Here is a 16,086-nt window from a genome sequence, read left to right as displayed (position 1 = left end):
TGGCCTGCGCCGTCCTGTCTTCACGACACCCCTCGCCACACCCTACGCTCGAGTGACCGCCCATGGAATGGATAGCCGACCCCACGGCCTGGCTGGGTCTTGCCACGCTCATCGTGCTCGAACTGGTCCTGGGCATCGACAACCTGGTGTTCATCGCGATCCTCGCCGACAAGCTGCCGCCGCACCAGCGTGACCGCGCCCGGGTGATCGGCCTGAGCCTGGCGCTGATCATGCGCCTGGGCCTGCTGGCGAGCATTTCCTGGATGGTGACGCTGACCGCGCCGCTGTTCGAAGTCATGGGCAAAAGCTTCTCGGGGCGTGACCTGATCATGCTCTTCGGCGGTGTGTTCCTGCTGTTCAAGGCCACCATGGAGCTGCACGAGCGCCTGGAGGGGCACGTCGCCCAGGCCAGCGGTCCGGTCCGTCATTCGGCGTTCTGGCCCATCGTCGCGCAGATCGTCGTGCTCGATGCGGTGTTCTCGCTCGATGCGGTGATCACCGCCGTGGGCATGGTCGAGCATCTGTCGGTGATGATGATCGCGGTGATCTTCTCGATCGGCATCATGATCATCGCCAGCAAGCCGCTGACCCGCTTCGTCAATGCCCACCCCACCGTGATCATGCTGTGCCTGGGCTTCTTGATGATGATCGGCTTCAGCCTGACCGCCGAAGGCCTGGGCTTCCACATCCCGAAAGGCTATCTGTACGCGGCCATCGGCTTCTCGCTGCTGATCGAGCTGTTCAACCAGCTGGCCCGTGCTCGCCGCAAGCGCAGCGTGCAGGGCCTGCGCCCGCTGCGTGAGCGTACGGCCCACGCCGTGCTGCGCCTGATGGGGGGCCGTCGCCTGGAAGCCGATCAGCTGGACGAGGAGATCGCCGACCTGGTCGAGGGCGGGGAAGAGCAGGTGCTGTTCGATCGCCGCGAGCGGGTCATGATCAGTGGTGTGCTGAACCTGGCCGAGCGCCCGATCCGCAGCGTCATGACCGTGCGTGCCGAGGTCGACGCGATCGATCTGGCGCAGCCGAAGGAAATGATCGACGCACTGCTGATCAACTCGCCGTACTCACGGCTGCCGCTGATCCGCGGTGGGCGGATCGAGGAACCCTTGGGCTTCGTGCACAAGAAAGAGCTGCTCAAGGCCCTGCTGGCCGGTGAGACGCCCGAGCTGGAAACCCTGGCGCGCATGCCGCTGCACCTGCTGGAGAGCTTCAGCATCCTCAATGCCCTGGAGCAGATGCGTCAGCAGTCCACGCACATCGCTTTCGTGGTCAACGAGTTCGGCGAGTTCACCGGGGTACTGACGTTGACCGACATCCTCGAGTCGATCGCCGGCGAGCTGCCCGATGCCAGTGAAGTGCAAGGCCCGGGCATCATCGAGGAGGCCGACGGGTTCCTGGTCAATGGCGCCCTGAACCTGGGGCAGGTACAGGCCCGTACCGGGTTCGCCGCCCGTGCCACCGAGGACTACCAGACCGTGGCAGGACTGGTCATGAGCCTGCTGGACCGGCTGCCACGGGTAGGTGACCAGCTGGCCTGGAATGGCTGGTCACTGACCGTGGTCGCCGTCGAGGAACGACGCGTGCGTCAGGTGCGCCTCACCCCACGCGGCGACGCTGACGCAGCAGGTGCCTGATCCCTTCGAGTACCAGGATCAGGACGGCGGCCCAGATCGGTAGGTAGGTCCACCACTGATCCGGGCCGATGGACTCGCCCAGCAGCAAGGCCACACCGACCAGCAGCACCGGTTCGATGTAGCCAAGCAGGCCGAATAGGCTGAAAGGCAGCAGGCGGCTGGCCAGCACGTAGGCGATCAGTGCCGAAGCGCTGATCAGCCCGAGCAGCGGGATCAGTCCATAGAGCGCAGGGCGGTCGACCAGCGCCTGGGTCGATGAAGGGCCTTGCACGACGAAGTACACCGCCCACGGCAGCAGCAGGCACATGTCGCACCACAAGCCGCCCAGGTGGTCGGTGCGGCAGCGTCGTCGCAGCACGAAATAGATCGGGTAGCCGACCATCACTACCAGCGTCTCCCAGGCGAAACTGCCATGCAGGTACAGCTCGTGCCCTACGCCGGCCGCTGCACACAGCACGGCGACCTTCTGCAGGCGTGACAGGCGTTCGCGATACACCAGAAAACCAGTGAGCACCATGGTCAGCGGCAGCAGGAAGTAGCCCATCGACACGTCCAGGCTGCGCCCATGCAAGGGCGCCCAGAGAAACAGCCACAGCTGGATCCCCATGAGCCATGAAGTACCGATCATGCCCAGCAACAGGACGGGCGTTCGGCGAATGCGACCCAGCAGTTCGGGCACGCGGTGCCAATCCTTGGCCACCAGCATGAACACCGTCAGGCAGGGCAGGGTGAGCAAGGTCCGCCAGCCGAAGATTTCCTCGCCATCGAGTGGCTGCATGAGAGACGTATAGAAATACATCACGGCGAACAGGCAGGAGGCCATGACGGATGCAACGATGCCTTTTGACACGGGTGCCTCGATAACGAAAGAACGGAAGGGTCAGCCCGGCATGATCTCAGGGGGCGTGGGCTTCGGCAACCGTGTTGCACCGTTATCGTGCATGATCCCGTCGATGAAGGTCGCCACCGACATGGGGCGTGCGAACAGGTAGCCTTGCTGGAGGGTCACGCCATTCTGGATCAGGTAGTCGCGCTGGGCCGTCGTCTCCACGCCTTCGGCGATCGCGCCGAGGCCGAGACGCGCCGACAGTTCGATGATCGTGTCGAGGATGTGCACCGACAAGGCGTCGCCGCCGATCAGCGCGACGAAGCCGCGGTCGATCTTCAGGTAGTCCACCTGGAACTGGCGCAGGTAGGCCAGACTGGACTGGCCGGTGCCGAAGTCGTCGAGGGCGATGGTCACGCCCAGCGCATGCAGTTGCTCGAACAGTTTCCAAGTAACTGGGCTGGCACGCAGCAGCTTGCGCTCGGTCAGCTCCAGGTTCAGGACCACGCGCCCGGGAGGAAACTGCGCCAGGAACGCCTTGCAGTCGTGTACCAGGCGCAGGTCCTGGCAGTGATCGGCCGTGATGTTGATGCCAATGTGAAAACCCTCGCGCAAGTGATGGGCGTAAGGCGCCAGCTGACGCGCCAGGCTGGTCATCATGCGCTGCGTCATTTCGACGATCTGTCCACTGTGTTCGGCGTAGGGGATGAACAGCTCGGGGCCGACCAGTCCATCGCGCGGGTGTCGCCAGCGCAGCAGGACTTCGGCGCCGGCCCAGTGGCCGTTCGTGGTATCGACCAGCGGCTGCAGGAAAGGCACGAACTCGCCCGCGTTCATCGCACGTTGCAGTTCGGCATGCGGCGAGTGCACCTTGCGCAATTGCCAGCGGCAGACGCCGCCGCACACGGCACCCAGGATCAGCAACAGGCCCAGGATCGGGGGGTAGTGATCACGCATGCGCTCGCCGACCTTGCCCGCGGCGAACCCGGCGCTGACGATGAAGGGGTAACGGATCGAGTGCACCTGCACGGCGGCCACCGGTGGCGTCGGGAAAGGCTGGCTCATCACCACGCCGCGCTTGTCCAGCCATTCCCCGCCGATCCACACGGACAGCTCCGTCTCGGCGCCCAGCAGACGCAGGATCAGCACCAGATGCAGGCCGTCCAGCCCCACCAGCACACTGCGCGCATCGGCACCGGCGCGGTAGATCAGTACGGGATGGCTAGGGGTGACCTCGTTGCCCGGCATCAGCAGCAGGCGGCCATCGACGTAGCGTGAGACGTCGATCGATTCCTTGAAATGCCCCATCAGCGAGGTGCAGTACAAGGTGTCGCGCCAGCCCAGGTTGGTCGAGCGGATGAACGCATGGCTGGTCACCTGCTGGCGCAGCGCCTGGCTCACCCGTTCACAGGGCTGACCGGCCAGCGGCAGGAGTGCATGGGTGGCGTCATCGAGCTGATCGAGCATGGCGTCGATTTCATGGGCCGCCTGAGTGGCCGTCGACTGACTCAGGGCGCGCAGTTCCGCCTGGGTTTGCCAGTGCATGACGGCGAGACCGCACAACAGCGGCGCCAGGCCGACCAGCCAGGGCAGCAGGATTCGCCAGCTCCAGCGACCAGCGCGGTTGACAGTGAGGGGCATGACGCTCTACCTGTGCGGTGGGCAGCGGGTTTCGAGGATAACCGTTTCAGCGTCAGAAAGCAGGACGACAAACCGCTTTACGCCAGATAGAATCAGGTTACGAATACAATAACAAGGCGGGCCGTCCGGGTTCGCCCCTACCGAGAACCGATGCCATGGCATGCGACGGTTTCAGATTGCTCTTCGGAGATTTCCTTTCCCGCAGCGTCAGGGGCATTCCCTGCGCGCCACCCGCGACTCATCGCCGTGCCTGACAGCAACCCTTCCTTGCTTGCCGCCGATGAGACCACACACATGACCGACCTTTTCGACAATCCAATGGGCCTGATGGGCTTCGAGTTCATCGAGTTCGCATCACCGACCCCCGGCACCCTGGAGCCGGTCTTCCAGGCCATGGGCTTCAGCCTGGTCGCCACCCACCGTTCCAAGCAGGTGCATCTGTATCGCCAGGGGGGGATCAACCTGATCCTCAACAATGAACCCCAGAGCATCGCGTCGTACTTCGCCGCCGAGCATGGTCCGTCGGTCTGCGGCATGGCCTTTCGCGTGCGCAATGCCCACCAGGCCTACGCGCGGGCGCTCGAGCTGGGTGCTCAGCCCGTGGACATCGAGACCGGCCCCATGGAGCTGCGCCTGCCGGCGATCAAGGGCATCGGTGGTGCGCCGCTGTACCTGATCGATCGGTTCGAGGAGGGCAGTTCGATCTACGACATCGACTTCACCTTCCTCGAAGGCGTCGATCGGCATCCGGTCGGTGCCGGTCTCACCACCATCGATCACCTGACCCACAACGTCTACCGAGGGCGCATGGCGTATTGGGCGAGCTTCTACGAGAAGCTGTTCAATTTTCGCGAAATCCGTTACTTCGACATCAAGGGCGAATACACCGGCCTGACCTCCAAGGCCATGACGGCGCCCGACGGGCTGATACGCATCCCCCTGAACGAAGAGTCCTCGCGTGGCGCCGGCCAGATCGAAGAGTTCCTGATGCAGTTCAACGGTGAAGGCATCCAGCATGTCGCGTTTCTCACCGAGGACCTGATCGCCACCTGGGATGCGTTGAAGTCCCTCGGGATGCGCTTCATGACCGCACCGCCACAGACCTACTACGAGATGCTCGAGGGGCGCCTGCCTGGCCACGGCGAGCCGGTCGAAGCCTTGCAATCGCGCGGCATTCTGCTCGATGGGGCCTCCGAACAGGGCGACCGGCGCCTGCTCCTGCAGATCTTCTCGGGCACCTTGCTCGGCCCTGTGTTCTTCGAATTCATCCAGCGCAAGGGCGACGATGGATTCGGCGAAGGCAACTTCAAGGCGCTGTTCGAATCGATCGAGCGTGACCAGATACAGCGCGGCGTGCTCGATGCAGGTCAGACCGTCTCTTCGTGAGACGCAGGGCGTGACAGGGCCTGGCGCATCTCGCGTTCCTTGCGGTACAGGCTCCAGTAAGTCACGCAGGCCGTCAGAAGTCCCACCAGCAGCAGCGATGGCAGGACCGTCGGAAACATCAGGCGAACCTCCTGGCCCAGGTGGCCAGGGGGGTAGCCCACCAGGACCGTGTAGCCGTACTTGGCCGACGTCTGGCTGCCGCGCGGGTCCAGGGCAGGCGCCCCGGTTTCGCTGGCACTGCTGCCGGCGGCCCAGACCCTGGCCTCGCCAATGCGCACGATCAAGATCAGCTGATCCTGGAAGCCTGACAGCTCACTGCTCACCACGGAACCATGTGCCGTGGCGATGATGCCTGTCTCGCCGGTGTCGAGGGTGTAGGCAAGCACGGGCCGCCCCGGGGATGACTGGGCGCCGAACACCAGGCTCACCCGTTCGCCGTGCAATTGCTTGAGGTCGACCTGATCGACTTGAGTGCCCCGCAGACTGCTGCAGTGGACCGCCTCTGAGCGCAACAGGACCAGGGAGCGTACCATCGGGTTGCCCGAGGCGAGGGCGTTCAGTTCGGGCAAGGTCTCGGTGCAGGGTCGGTTGGCCAGGTACAGCGCCCTGGCGCTGACGTCGTGCAGGCCGTCGATCACCTTGTCGATCGCGTAGATGGCTTCGTTGAGGGAAACCTTGGCGTTTTCGCTGAGCTTGGCTTCGAGCTGGAAGACCATCATCGTGATGCCACAGGCGATCGGAATGACGCTGATGGTGAGGGTCAGCAGCAGGTCCAGCAGAATGCGTCCGGCGGAAAGTCTATGCATGGCTCGAGTCGCTCACAGGAAGTCGGGGCTGGACAAGAATCGCCACCAGCTTAGGCAAGAGGGCAGGGAGCGGCTGTAGGTCATCGCGTCGTCCCGCGTCGAGTTTTGCGCAGTGTGTTGTCAGACACCGACATGAGTTCGCTGGCCAACGCATCGTCCTTCCCGACAGGACATCCAGGGTCTGTGCTAGCCTCGGGCTTCCTTCCCATCGTACGAGGCGTCTTTCATGTCAAAGCCATCGACTCTGGATCCGTTCATGCAGGCCGCGATCGACGAAGCCCAGGCAGGGTTCGACGAGGGCGGTATCCCCATCGGTTCGGTGCTCGTTCATCAGGGCAGGATCATCGGCCGTGGCCACAACCGCCGCGTCCAGGCGAGCAGCGCCGTGTTGCACGGGGAGATGGACGCGCTGGAGAATGCCGGGCGTCAGCCTGCCCAGGTGTACCGGGAGTCCACGCTCTATACCACCCTGTCACCTTGTTCCATGTGCACGGGGGCCATCCTGCTCTATGGCATCCCCAAGGTCATCGTGGGCGAAAACCGGACGTTCATGGGCGAAGAGGAGTTGCTGCGCAGCCGCGGGGTCACCGTGGAGGTCGTGGACGACGATGCCTGTCGCGCATTGATGAGCGCCTTCATCGAACGCGACCCGACACTGTGGAACGAAGACATCGGCCATTGACGGCATGTCCGTCAGGTGCGCGCCGGCCTGGCATGACTCGGTCTGCAGGTCGATCCACCCCTGGGCGCTGAAGTCACAGGCCTTGCTGCACCAACGGATCGTCCGGGTTCTGCTGTTCCAGTTGCGCCAGCAGGACCTGCACGTTCTGCAGCTGCCCGGTTTCCTTCCAGTACTGGATCAGCAGCACCCGCGCCTTGCGGTTGGCCGGCTGCTGGTCGACCAAGGTCTCGAGCTGTTTCTGCGCGGCTTCCACCTGGTCCAGGCGGTGCAGGGTCGTGGCCAGGGCATACCGGTAGTCGGCAGTACGCGGCCCCAGTTCGACCGCGCGCGCGAAGGCCAGTAACGCATATTCGTCCTGGTCGTGACGCCGTAGCCAGCGGCCAAGCTCATATTGCAGCACCGCCGCTTCCGGGTGGCGTACCAACGCTTCGGCCAATATGTGGCGCGAGGCATCGTGCTTGCCCTGGTCCTCCAGGAGCCGCACCTGCAATATCAGAGCGTCCAGGTTCTCGGGATCCTGCGCCAGGGCGCGATCCAGGGCCTTGGCCGCCGCCTCGAAGGCGCGTTCGTGCAGGTACAGGCGGGCCAGGTGGACTTGCGCGGCAGGTTGTTCGGGTTGTTGCTCGAGCACCTCTTGATAGCGCTCAAGCACCTCCTGCAACGGTCCGAAGTACACGCCGATGTCGTCCGGCGCGAGCCCCAGCAAGGCATCCACGGCGGCGAAGCGGACCGACTGCTCGTCGTCGTCCAGCAGCGGCCCCAGCACCAGACTGCGCTGCGCGTCCGACAGCAGGCCGCGTACGCTGAGAATACCTGCCCGACGCACGCCCGGATCGTCGTTCTCGAGGGCGTCCTGGGCGAGCTTCAGCGCCTGGGGCGACGGATAGTGGGGCAGTTCGGCAAGCAGGGCCGCGCGTCGGTCGGGCGCCAGGTCGGTCCGCTGCAGCTGCTGATACAGCACCCGCGCCGCGCCTGCCTGCCCCTGGTGGGCCTGGCGCAGGGCCTGGTGATAACTGTGCGGCGGTACACTGGGCGCCGGGGCTGACGGCTCGTGCCACAGATAACCGAGCACCCCTGGCACGATGACCAGGAGGGAAGCGGCGATCAGCAAGCGGTAGCGCGGCGACATCGGACGACCCAGCGTGAGCGGAACGTCGAGCTTGGGCCAGAACGCACGACGACGCAAGCGCCCCACCGCGCAGAGTGTTTGGCGTGCCGTGAAGGATCAGTAGCTGTAGGTCACTGACATCACGGCCGTGCGGTCGTTGCCCAGCGCCACGGCCTGGGCCAGGCCACCGGCATAATAGTGCTGGTCGAACAGGTTCTTGACGTTCAACGCCGTGCGCCAATGCGGCGTGCCGTAGGCGACCCCGGCATCGACCACGGTGTAGCCGGGCAGCGAATAGCCGTTGGTGTAACGCTCGCCGACCGCATTGAGCCCCCCGTTGACTTCCCAGCCCAGTGGCGTGCCGTCGAAGCGGTAACGGGCGAACAGGTTCGCACTGTGCCGCGGGACGTTGGCCAGGCGGTCGCCCACGGTCGACGGCTGCTGGTCGCCGTCGTCGGTGATGACGGCCCAGGTGTAGGCGTAGCCGGCCAGCAGGCTGAGCCGGTCGCTCAGGTCGGCCGTCAGCTCCAGCTCGGCGCCCTGGGTGCGCTGCTCGCCGATGGCCACGCTGAATCCGTCGTTGCGCGGGTCGTCCTGCAGCACGTTCTGGCGGCGCAGGTCGAAGGCGGCGACGGTCAGCAAGGTGCTGCCCGGCACCAGGTCGAACTTGACGCCGGCTTCCCACTGACGACCCTTTTCCGGCTCGAAGGTCTTGCCCGCCACGTCCGTGCCCGTGTTGGGGTAGAACGAGGTGGCGAAGCTCAGGTACGGGCGCACGTTGGGCAGCAGCTCGTACATCACCGCGACCGCACCCGTGGTGGCACTGGCCGGGCTGCTGGTGCGGCGGTCGGTGAGGTGATTGTCGCCATAGGTGTCGCTGCGGTCGTGACGCAGGCCGGCCGTGACCAGCCAGCGTTCGTCGATGCGGTAGCTGTCGCGCAGGTAGCTGCCGACCATGCGCACCGTGGTGTCGGTCCAGGTGCGCGGCGTCGCCGGGCAGGTGATGGCCTGGCCATAGCGCGGCGCGTAGACGTTCAGGTTGCCGACCTTGCAGGCGGTGGTGCGGTTGCTCTCCCGGCTGCGCAGGTAGTCGACGCCGAACGTCAGGTCATGCTCGCCCCAGGCGGTGTCGAAGGCCCGTTGCAGGTTGTTGTCCAGGCTCAGCGTGTCGCCATCGAAGTGTTGGGTCTGGGCGGTACGCGTCAGGGTACGGTGGTTGGCCTGGACGCGACCATTGGCGACCAGTTGCCCGTCCAGGCGATAGGTCTGCCAGCGCAGGTTCTGGTTGAAGGTCCAGCCGTCACCGAAGCGATGCGCAAGGCTGTAGCCGATGCGGTTGGAGACGCCATGGTACGGGTCCTGGCCCGGTTCGCCGGTGAAGCGGCGGCGGGGCAGGTCGCCGTTGGGGTTGGCCTCGATCGAGCCGGACAAGGGCAGACCCTGCTGGCGCAGGTATTGACGGTCCTGGTGGCTGGCGAGCACGGTGAAGTCGGTATCCGGGCCCAGGTCCAGGGCCAGCGAGGGGGCGATGTACTGGTTCTTGAACCAGACATGGTCGGTGTCGTCGTTGGATTTGGACAACAGACCATTGACCCGCAGCGCCGCCGTGCCCGTGTCCGACAAAGGCGTGCCGACATCGAAAGTGCCCTGGCGCAGGTCATCGCTGCCGTAGCTCAGGCCGAACGTGGCGAACGGATCCAGCCGCGGTCGCTTGCTCACCATGTTCACCACGCCGCCCGGCAGCACCAGGCCATACTCCAGCGACGCCGGCCCCTTGAGCACCTCGACCTGTTCGAACCCGGCGATCTGTTCGGCCACCCGATTGGAGACGCCCGTGCGCAGGCCATCGACGAACAGCGAGTCCGAAGCTACTTGCCCGCGGATGATGAGGTCATCCCAGCCGCGCCGGCCATATTGCCCGGCGGTGACACCCGGCACGTTTTTCAGGGCGTCGGCCAGGCCCATGGCCTGCTGGCTGTCCAGCACCGCGCGCGAGACCACCTGGACGCTGCGCGGCGTTTCGGCCAAAGGCAGCGATGACTGGGCGACCTGGGCCGTGGTCGGGGAAAAGGCGTCGGCCTCGTGCTGCACCGAATCGGCCTCTACCGTACTGGCCGGCAGGTCCACGACCGCAGGCATGCTGACAGGTTGTGCGGCATGCACCAGGGTCGGCCAAGCCAGACCGACGCCCAGGACGACGGAGCACAGGGCGTAAGGGACGGCGAGCGGTTTCGACGAAGAGCGGGTCATGGGGTTCTCGGACCAAGGGCACGAAGCGCGGCATGGAGGCGCGCTAAAAAAGGTGGCGCATACTATCTGGCAACGATTCGTATTTGCAATCCGTTTATCCAGTTGCACCAGTGCCGTCAGAGCGGTGTCACAGCAGCACACCCTGGCCTGATCGCATTCGCCGTTCAGCCGCTTCAACCGACGGAAACTGTCATGCTCATCGTCGAACGCTTGTACAAATCCTTCGCCACCGCCCAGGGTGAGTTGCCCGTCCTGCGCGGTGTGGACCTGACGATGGGGGCGCGTGAAAGCCTGGCTTTGATGGGGGAGTCCGGCAGCGGCAAGAGCACGCTGTTGCACCTGATCGCCGGCCTCGACCGCGCCGATCAGGGCCGGGTGATGATCGACGGCGTGCCGTTGGACGGCCGTTCCGAAGCTGCGCTGGCGCGTTGGCGCCGTGAAGACATCGGTCTGGTGTTTCAGCAGTACAACCTGCTCAGCAGCCTGGACGTCGCTGCCAACCTGGCGTTCCAGGCGCGCTTGGCCCAACGCCACGACCCTCGCTGGACCGCGCACCTGGTACAGCGCCTGGGGCTCGGTGCCTTGCTGGACCGTTACCCTGAGCAACTGTCCGGAGGGCAGCAGCAACGCGTGGCCATCGGCCGGGCGCTGGCCAGCAAGCCACCCTTGCTGTTGGCCGACGAGCCGACCGGCAGCCTGGACGAGGCGAGCAGCGACGAGGTGCTGGCGTTGCTGCTGCAACTGGTCGACGAGGCGGGCAGCAGTGTGCTGATGGTGACCCACAGCCAGCGTCTGGCCAGCCGCCTGCAGCGCCAATGCTGGCTGCAGGCCGGCCAGGTGTGCGACGGGCCGGCGCGATGAGCACCTGGCTGATCACCCTTCAGGCACTGCTGAGTCATTGGCGTCGCCATCGCCTGCAAGGTGTGGCGATCTTCACCGGCCTGTGGCTGGCCACGGCGTTGTGGACCGGTGTCCAGGCCCTCAACGCCCAGGCCCGCAGCGACTACGCGCGCGCCAGCGCCGTGCTGAGCAGCTCGACCCAGGCGCGGCTGGTGGCGCGTGATGGTCAGCGCCTGGACCAGTCCCTCTACGTGCAATTGCGTCGGCTGGGCTGGGACGTCACGCCGCTGCTGGAGGGCCGGGTGAGCGTGGCCGGCCCGTCGCCGCACGAACTGCGTGTGATCGGCATTGAACCGCTCAGCCAGCCGGGCGACGCACGCGTGGCCGGTCAGCCCCTGCAGGACTTCGATGTACAGGGCTTCATCAACGCACCCGGCCAGACCTTGATCGCACCGGACACCTGGCAGACCCTGGGGCTGAGGACGGGGGAAGTGGCCCATGACCTACAGGGTCGTGCGCTGCCCCCGTTCAGGCTCGAGCCCGACCTGGCTCCCGGTGTGCTGGTCATGGACATCGGTCAGGCCCAGGCGCTGTTGCAGGCGCCCGGTCAGCTCTCGCGATTGTTGATCAATGCCTCGGGCCCACCGCTGCCTGAACCGCTCGCCCGACGCGTCAACCTGCAGCCGGGCGGCGACGATGGTGACCTCGGGCGGCTCACCGACAGCTTCCACCTCAACCTCACCGCGCTGGGGCTGCTGGCCTTCGTGGTCGGCCTGTTCATCGCCCATGCCGCCATCGGCCTGGCCCTGGAGCAGCGCCGCGCCCTGCTGCGCACCGTGCGGGCCTGTGGCGTCAGCCAACGGGTACTGCTGCTGGGCCTGACCTTGGAGTTGGGGGTGTTCGCGGTGGTCGGCGGGATCGCCGGGGTCGCCAGCGGCTACGGACTGGCCGCATTGCTGCTGCCGGACGTGGCGGCCAGCGTGCAGGGGCTCTATGGTGCCCACGTGGCAAGGCAACTGAGCCTGCCTGCGCAGTGGTGGCTGAGCGGTGTCGGGGTCGCGGTCCTGGGCGCGCTGCTGGCCGGCGCCAGCAGTGTGGCCCGGGCGGCCCGCTTGCCGTTGCTGGCCTTGGCACGCCCCCAGGCCTGGCGTCTGGCACAGCTGCCCTGGCTCAAGCGCCAGGCTCTGGTCGCGGTCGGCCTGGCGGTGGTGGCGCTGGCCTGCTGGCGCTATGGCCATGGCCTGCCCAGCGCTTTTGCCCTGGTCGCGGCCGTGCTGCTGGCGGCGGCCTTGCTGTTGCCCCTGCTGCTCGAAATCTGCCTGGCCGGGCTCGCACGCCTGGCGCGGCGTCCCCTGAGCCAATGGTTCGTCGCCGACAGCCGCCAGCAACTGCCGGCCCTGAGCCTGGCGTTGATGGCGTTGCTGCTGGCCTTGGCAGCGAGTGTCGGGGTTGGCAGCATGACCGAGGGGTTTCGCGGGACCTTTCTCGGCTGGCTCGACCAGCGCTTGTCCGCCGACCTGTACATCAGCCCTCAGGACACGGCACAGGCCACGCGTCTGGACGACTGGCTGACCCAGCGACCGGAGGTGACCTCGGTAGTGGCCAGCTGGCGCACTGACGTCCAGGTGCAGGGCTGGCCCGTGCAGGCGCAAGGCGTTGCCGAACCCGCTCGACTGCGCGAACACTGGCCCTTGCTGTCTGGCGATCAGAACGCGTGGCCACGTCTGGCCAAGGGCGAGGGCGTGATGCTGAGCGAGCAGTTGGCACGACGGCTCGAGGTGACGGTCGGCGGCACCTTGGTCCTGGGGGATGAGCGCCCGGTTGCCGTGGTCGGGATCTACGCCGATTACGGCAACCCCAAAGGCCACCTGCTGCTCGACGCCGAAACGTTGCGCAGCCTGTGGCCCCAGGCCAGGCTGACCAGCCTTGGCGTGCAGACCTTGCCGGGCCAGGCGTCGAGCCTCATGTCGGCCGTGCAGGCGACCTTCGCCCTGGACCAGGACCACCTCATCGAGCAGGCCGCGCTCAAGCGCTGGTCCACCGAGATCTTCAGCCGTACGTTCGCCGCGACGGCGGCCCTCAACAGCCTGACCCTGGGCATCGCTGCGGTGGCCCTGTTCATCAGCCTGCTGACCCTGGGGCAGACCCGGCTGGGCCAGCTGGCACCGCTCTGGGCCCTGGGCGTGCGCCGCGCGCACCTGGTCTGGCTCAGCCTGGGGCAGACCGTGTTGCTGGGCGGGCTGACCGTCGCCTTGGCGATTCCCTTGGGCTTGCTGCTGGCCTGGTGCCTGGTGGCGGTGGTCAACGTCCAGGCGTTCGGTTGGCGCCTGCCGCTGTCGGTGTTCCCTGATCAATTGCTGCGCCTGGCCTTCATGGGGCTGCTGAGCAGCGTGCTGGCCAGCGCCTGGCCGCTCTGGCAACTGGCCCGGCGCCAACCCAACGAGCTGCTGAGGTCATTCGCCGATGAACAGTAGGATCGCCTCCCTCATGCTGGCTCTGTTGCTCGGCGGCTGCGGTCCGGGCGACGCCCCGCCGGCGCCCAAGGGGTTTGCCGGGCTGGGGCAACAGGCCGAGGCCTTCGAACCGGTACGGCGCGGCCAGCCGCTGGTGTTTCCCCGCGACCATGGCGCCCACGAGGGTTTTCGCATCGAGTGGTGGTACGTGACCGCCAACCTCAAGGATGCCCAGGGCCGCGACTGGGGCGTGCAGTGGACGCTGTTTCGTTCGGCGCTGCGTCCCGGCCCCGAGACCGGTGACTGGAACAGCCCGAACCTGTGGATGGGCAATGTCGCGCTGACCGGCCCCCAGGGTCACCGCTCGGCTGAAACCCTCGCGCGCGGGGGCATCGGCCAGGCCGGTGTCGAGGCGCAGCCGTTCCAGGCCTGGATCAACGACTGGACCTTGAAGGGTGAGGGCGACATCGATGACCTGCGCATGACAGCCGCTGGCCAAGGCTTCGCCTACGACCTGCACCTGCAGGCCAGCAAGCCCCTGATACTCCACGGCGACCGCGGCTATAGCGAGAAATCCGGTCAGGGCCAGGCGTCCTATTACTACAGCCAGCCGTTCTACACGGTGCAGGGGCAGGTCGAACTGGACGGGCAGCGCGTCGAGGTCACGGGTAAGGCGTGGCTAGACCGTGAATGGAGCAGCCAGCCGCTGGCCGCCGGACAATCGGGGTGGGACTGGTTTTCCCTGCACCTGGGCGATGGCGCGAAGCTGATGCTGTTTCGCGTGCGCGAGGCGCAAGGGGCACCTTATCAGGCGGGCACCTGGATCGACCTAACAGGCCAGGCATTTCCCGTGGATGGCAAGCAGGTGAACCTGGAGCCATTGGACTGGACGCGGCAAGGCAACGGTGTGTCCGTGCCGACACGGTGGCGGTTGCGACTGCCTGAGCGGGGTGTGGACGTGCAGGTGCAAGCGATCCAGCCGCAAGCCTGGATGCAGACGCGCTTTCCGTACTGGGAGGGGCCGGTGCGGGTCGTGGGCGGCGAGGGTGGGGAGGGGTATCTGGAGATGACGGGGTATGGAACGGGTGGCGGTTGATGATTGCAAGGGCGTGACGCTTGTCTAGGACAGGCCTGGGCGGTGCTGAAGTACCCCGCGCTCTTGCTTAAAGCGTGGCCGACTGCGCCGCCGCCATCGCCGGCAAGCCGGCTCCCACAGGTCGCCTGTACCCTGGGCGTCATGGTCTCTATCGACGGTGACGGCCGCGAACTCTCCCAAGATCTGCCCCTTGGATTGGCCCCATGTGAGAGTTGGCTTGCCGACGATAAAGCCCGCTAACCTCGCCAGGATTTCCCCCTTGGATTGGCCCCTTGTGGGAGTCGGCTTGCCGACGATAGCGGCCGCGCAGACGCCTCAGCGTCCCTCCTGAACCACCAGAGCCAGCACCTTCTCCCGATTCAACCGATACCGCTGCAGATCCCGCGCCAGCACCAACTGCCCACCATACTGCTGCTGCGCCTCCAGCCGCACGTCCTCGATGGACGGACTACGCCGCACATCACCCTGATACCGCGCGCTAAAATGCGTCAACACCAGGTTCGGCACCCCCACGCGTTCGGCAAAGCGCGCCACGGCCGCTGCCGTGCTGTGCCCATAGGTCTCCTGCGTCCGTGCGATCACAGGCTCCGTAAAAGTCGCCTCATGCACCAGCACGTCCGCACCCATCGCCACCTCGGCCAGCAATTCAGGCGTGTCATTGTCGCCGCAGACGATCACCCGCTGCGCAGGCCACGCATCCCGCAAGTACTCGCCCGGCATCACCCGGCGTCCTGCGTGCTCGACCCCCTGTCCTCGCGCGATCTCCCCCCACAGCGGCCCACGCGGAATGCCATCCGCCATCAACCGTTCGGTATCCAGCCGCGGATTGGGATCGGTCTCGGTGAACACGAACCCATGGCTGGGCACGCGGTGCGACAAGCCCACCGTATCGACCCGGACCGTCTGATGATGCCAAGGCTCCCCATCCTCGACCGCCAACAGGCGCAGCTCGAACGACAACCGTGACTCGCTGACGGCCAGGCTCAGACGCACCCACTCGTGCAACGCCCGGGGCATGATCAGGTCCAGCGGCGCGGTACGCCCCGTGGTCCCCGCACTGGCCAGCAGACCCGGCAGGCCGAAGCAGTGATCGCCATGCACATGGCTGATGAAGACCGCCCGCAGGTCACGCAGGGACAGCGGGGTGCGCAACAACTGGTGTTGTGTCGCTTCGCCACAGTCGACCAGGTACCAGTCGCTGCCGCTGGAGGCGATGACGGCGGTGGCACTGACGTTGCGGGCGCGGGTCGGAAGACCGGCGCAGGTGCCCAGGAACAGCAGGTCCATGGCGCCTCCTTGGCGTGGACGAGGGTGGGTGGCAGGCGAGGATGCGTCGATCTGCCGCCCTTGATCAAGTGACAGTG

Annotated in this window: 12 protein-coding genes; 6 read left to right on the top strand and 6 right to left on the bottom strand. The window is 66.1% G+C overall.

Annotation, left to right across the window (positions count from 1 at the left end; genetic code table 11):
* Positions 1 to 62: 62 nt before the first annotated feature.
* A complete protein-coding gene (locus tag APT63_10515) occupies positions 63 to 1,634 on the top strand; it encodes a hypothetical protein (protein AMA46023.1) in 1,572 nt (523 codons plus the stop codon).
* On the opposite strand, the gene APT63_10510 is transcribed toward APT63_10515, so the two are convergent.
* Both APT63_10510 and APT63_10505 read right to left on the bottom strand, forming a co-directional pair.
* Positions 1,597 to 2,484: a permease gene (locus tag APT63_10510; protein ID AMA46022.1), complete on the bottom strand. Its 888-nt coding sequence runs from the start codon at positions 2,482 to 2,484 to the stop codon at positions 1,597 to 1,599. The genes APT63_10515 and APT63_10510 overlap by 38 nt on opposite strands.
* A 30-nt stretch (positions 2,485 to 2,514) precedes the next feature.
* Entirely contained in the window at positions 2,515 to 4,101 is a 1,587-nt protein-coding gene (locus APT63_10505; protein ID AMA46021.1) for a diguanylate phosphodiesterase, read from the bottom strand.
* Positions 4,102 to 4,395: 294 nt separating this feature from the next.
* On the opposite strand from APT63_10505, the gene APT63_10500 reads away from it, so the two are divergent.
* A complete protein-coding gene (locus APT63_10500) occupies positions 4,396 to 5,487 on the top strand; it encodes a 4-hydroxyphenylpyruvate dioxygenase (protein AMA46020.1) in 1,092 nt (363 codons plus the stop codon).
* Here the strand turns inward: APT63_10500 and APT63_10495 are convergent.
* Complete coding sequence (locus tag APT63_10495) at positions 5,469 to 6,293, bottom strand: hypothetical protein (protein ID AMA46019.1); 825 nt, start codon at positions 6,291 to 6,293, stop codon at positions 5,469 to 5,471. The genes APT63_10500 and APT63_10495 overlap by 19 nt on opposite strands.
* 244 nt (positions 6,294 to 6,537) lie before the next feature.
* On the opposite strand from APT63_10495, the gene APT63_10490 reads away from it, so the two are divergent.
* Positions 6,538 to 6,975: a cytidine deaminase gene (locus APT63_10490; protein ID AMA47858.1), complete on the top strand. Its 438-nt coding sequence runs from the start codon at positions 6,538 to 6,540 to the stop codon at positions 6,973 to 6,975.
* A gap of 73 nt (positions 6,976 to 7,048) precedes the next feature.
* Here APT63_10490 and APT63_10485 read toward each other — a convergent pair whose 3' ends face one another.
* Positions 7,049 to 8,104 (bottom strand): hypothetical protein, encoded by a 1,056-nt coding sequence (locus APT63_10485; GenBank protein AMA47857.1) that lies wholly within the window; start codon positions 8,102 to 8,104, stop codon positions 7,049 to 7,051.
* 96 nt (positions 8,105 to 8,200) lie between these two features.
* Positions 8,201 to 10,333, bottom strand: coding sequence for an IclR family transcriptional regulator (locus tag APT63_10480; GenBank protein AMA46018.1), 2,133 nt, complete (start codon positions 10,331 to 10,333; stop codon positions 8,201 to 8,203).
* Positions 10,334 to 10,525: 192 nt separating this feature from the next.
* Between APT63_10480 and APT63_10475 the strand changes: the two genes are divergently transcribed.
* From APT63_10475 to APT63_10465, 3 genes are read left to right on the top strand one after another with little or no spacing between them, the layout of a single operon-like run.
* Entirely contained in the window at positions 10,526 to 11,194 is a 669-nt protein-coding gene (locus APT63_10475; protein AMA46017.1) for an ABC transporter ATP-binding protein, read from the top strand.
* Complete coding sequence (locus APT63_10470; GenBank protein AMA46016.1) at positions 11,191 to 13,647, top strand: ABC transporter permease; 2,457 nt, start codon at positions 11,191 to 11,193, stop codon at positions 13,645 to 13,647. Before APT63_10475 ends, APT63_10470 begins: the two co-directional genes overlap by 4 nt.
* A complete protein-coding gene (locus tag APT63_10465) occupies positions 13,637 to 14,722 on the top strand; it encodes an iron ABC transporter permease (protein ID AMA46015.1) in 1,086 nt (361 codons plus the stop codon). The genes APT63_10470 and APT63_10465 overlap by 11 nt, the downstream gene beginning before the upstream one ends.
* Positions 14,723 to 15,037: 315 nt before the next feature.
* Here the strand turns inward: APT63_10465 and APT63_10460 are convergent, their stop codons facing one another.
* Entirely contained in the window at positions 15,038 to 16,009 is a 972-nt protein-coding gene (locus APT63_10460; protein AMA46014.1) for an MBL fold metallo-hydrolase, read from the bottom strand.
* Positions 16,010 to 16,086: the final 77 nt, after the last annotated feature.

The organism is Pseudomonas monteilii, from assembly GCA_001534745.1.
Lineage (GTDB): Bacteria > Pseudomonadota > Gammaproteobacteria > Pseudomonadales > Pseudomonadaceae > Aquipseudomonas > Aquipseudomonas alabamensis.
This window is presented reverse-complemented; position numbering and strand designations above follow the sequence as displayed.

Bases quoted from the DNA above. Each gene is read 5' to 3' on its own strand.
- APT63_10505 (AMA46021.1), bottom strand. From the start codon at position 4,101: ATGCCCCTCACTGTCAACCGCGCTGGTCGCTGGAGCTGGCGAATCCTG.
- APT63_10475 (AMA46017.1), top strand. From the start codon at position 10,526: ATGCTCATCGTCGAACGCTTGTACAAATCCTTCGCCACCGCCCAGGGT.
- APT63_10485 (AMA47857.1), bottom strand. From the start codon at position 8,104: ATGTCGCCGCGCTACCGCTTGCTGATCGCCGCTTCCCTCCTGGTCATC.
- APT63_10470 (AMA46016.1), top strand. From the start codon at position 11,191: ATGAGCACCTGGCTGATCACCCTTCAGGCACTGCTGAGTCATTGGCGT.
- APT63_10465 (AMA46015.1), top strand. From the start codon at position 13,637: ATGAACAGTAGGATCGCCTCCCTCATGCTGGCTCTGTTGCTCGGCGGC.
- APT63_10500 (AMA46020.1), top strand. From the start codon at position 4,396: ATGACCGACCTTTTCGACAATCCAATGGGCCTGATGGGCTTCGAGTTC.
- APT63_10515 (AMA46023.1), top strand. From the start codon at position 63: ATGGAATGGATAGCCGACCCCACGGCCTGGCTGGGTCTTGCCACGCTC.
- APT63_10480 (AMA46018.1), bottom strand. From the start codon at position 10,333: ATGACCCGCTCTTCGTCGAAACCGCTCGCCGTCCCTTACGCCCTGTGC.
- APT63_10495 (AMA46019.1), bottom strand. From the start codon at position 6,293: ATGCATAGACTTTCCGCCGGACGCATTCTGCTGGACCTGCTGCTGACC.
- APT63_10460 (AMA46014.1), bottom strand. From the start codon at position 16,009: ATGGACCTGCTGTTCCTGGGCACCTGCGCCGGTCTTCCGACCCGCGCC.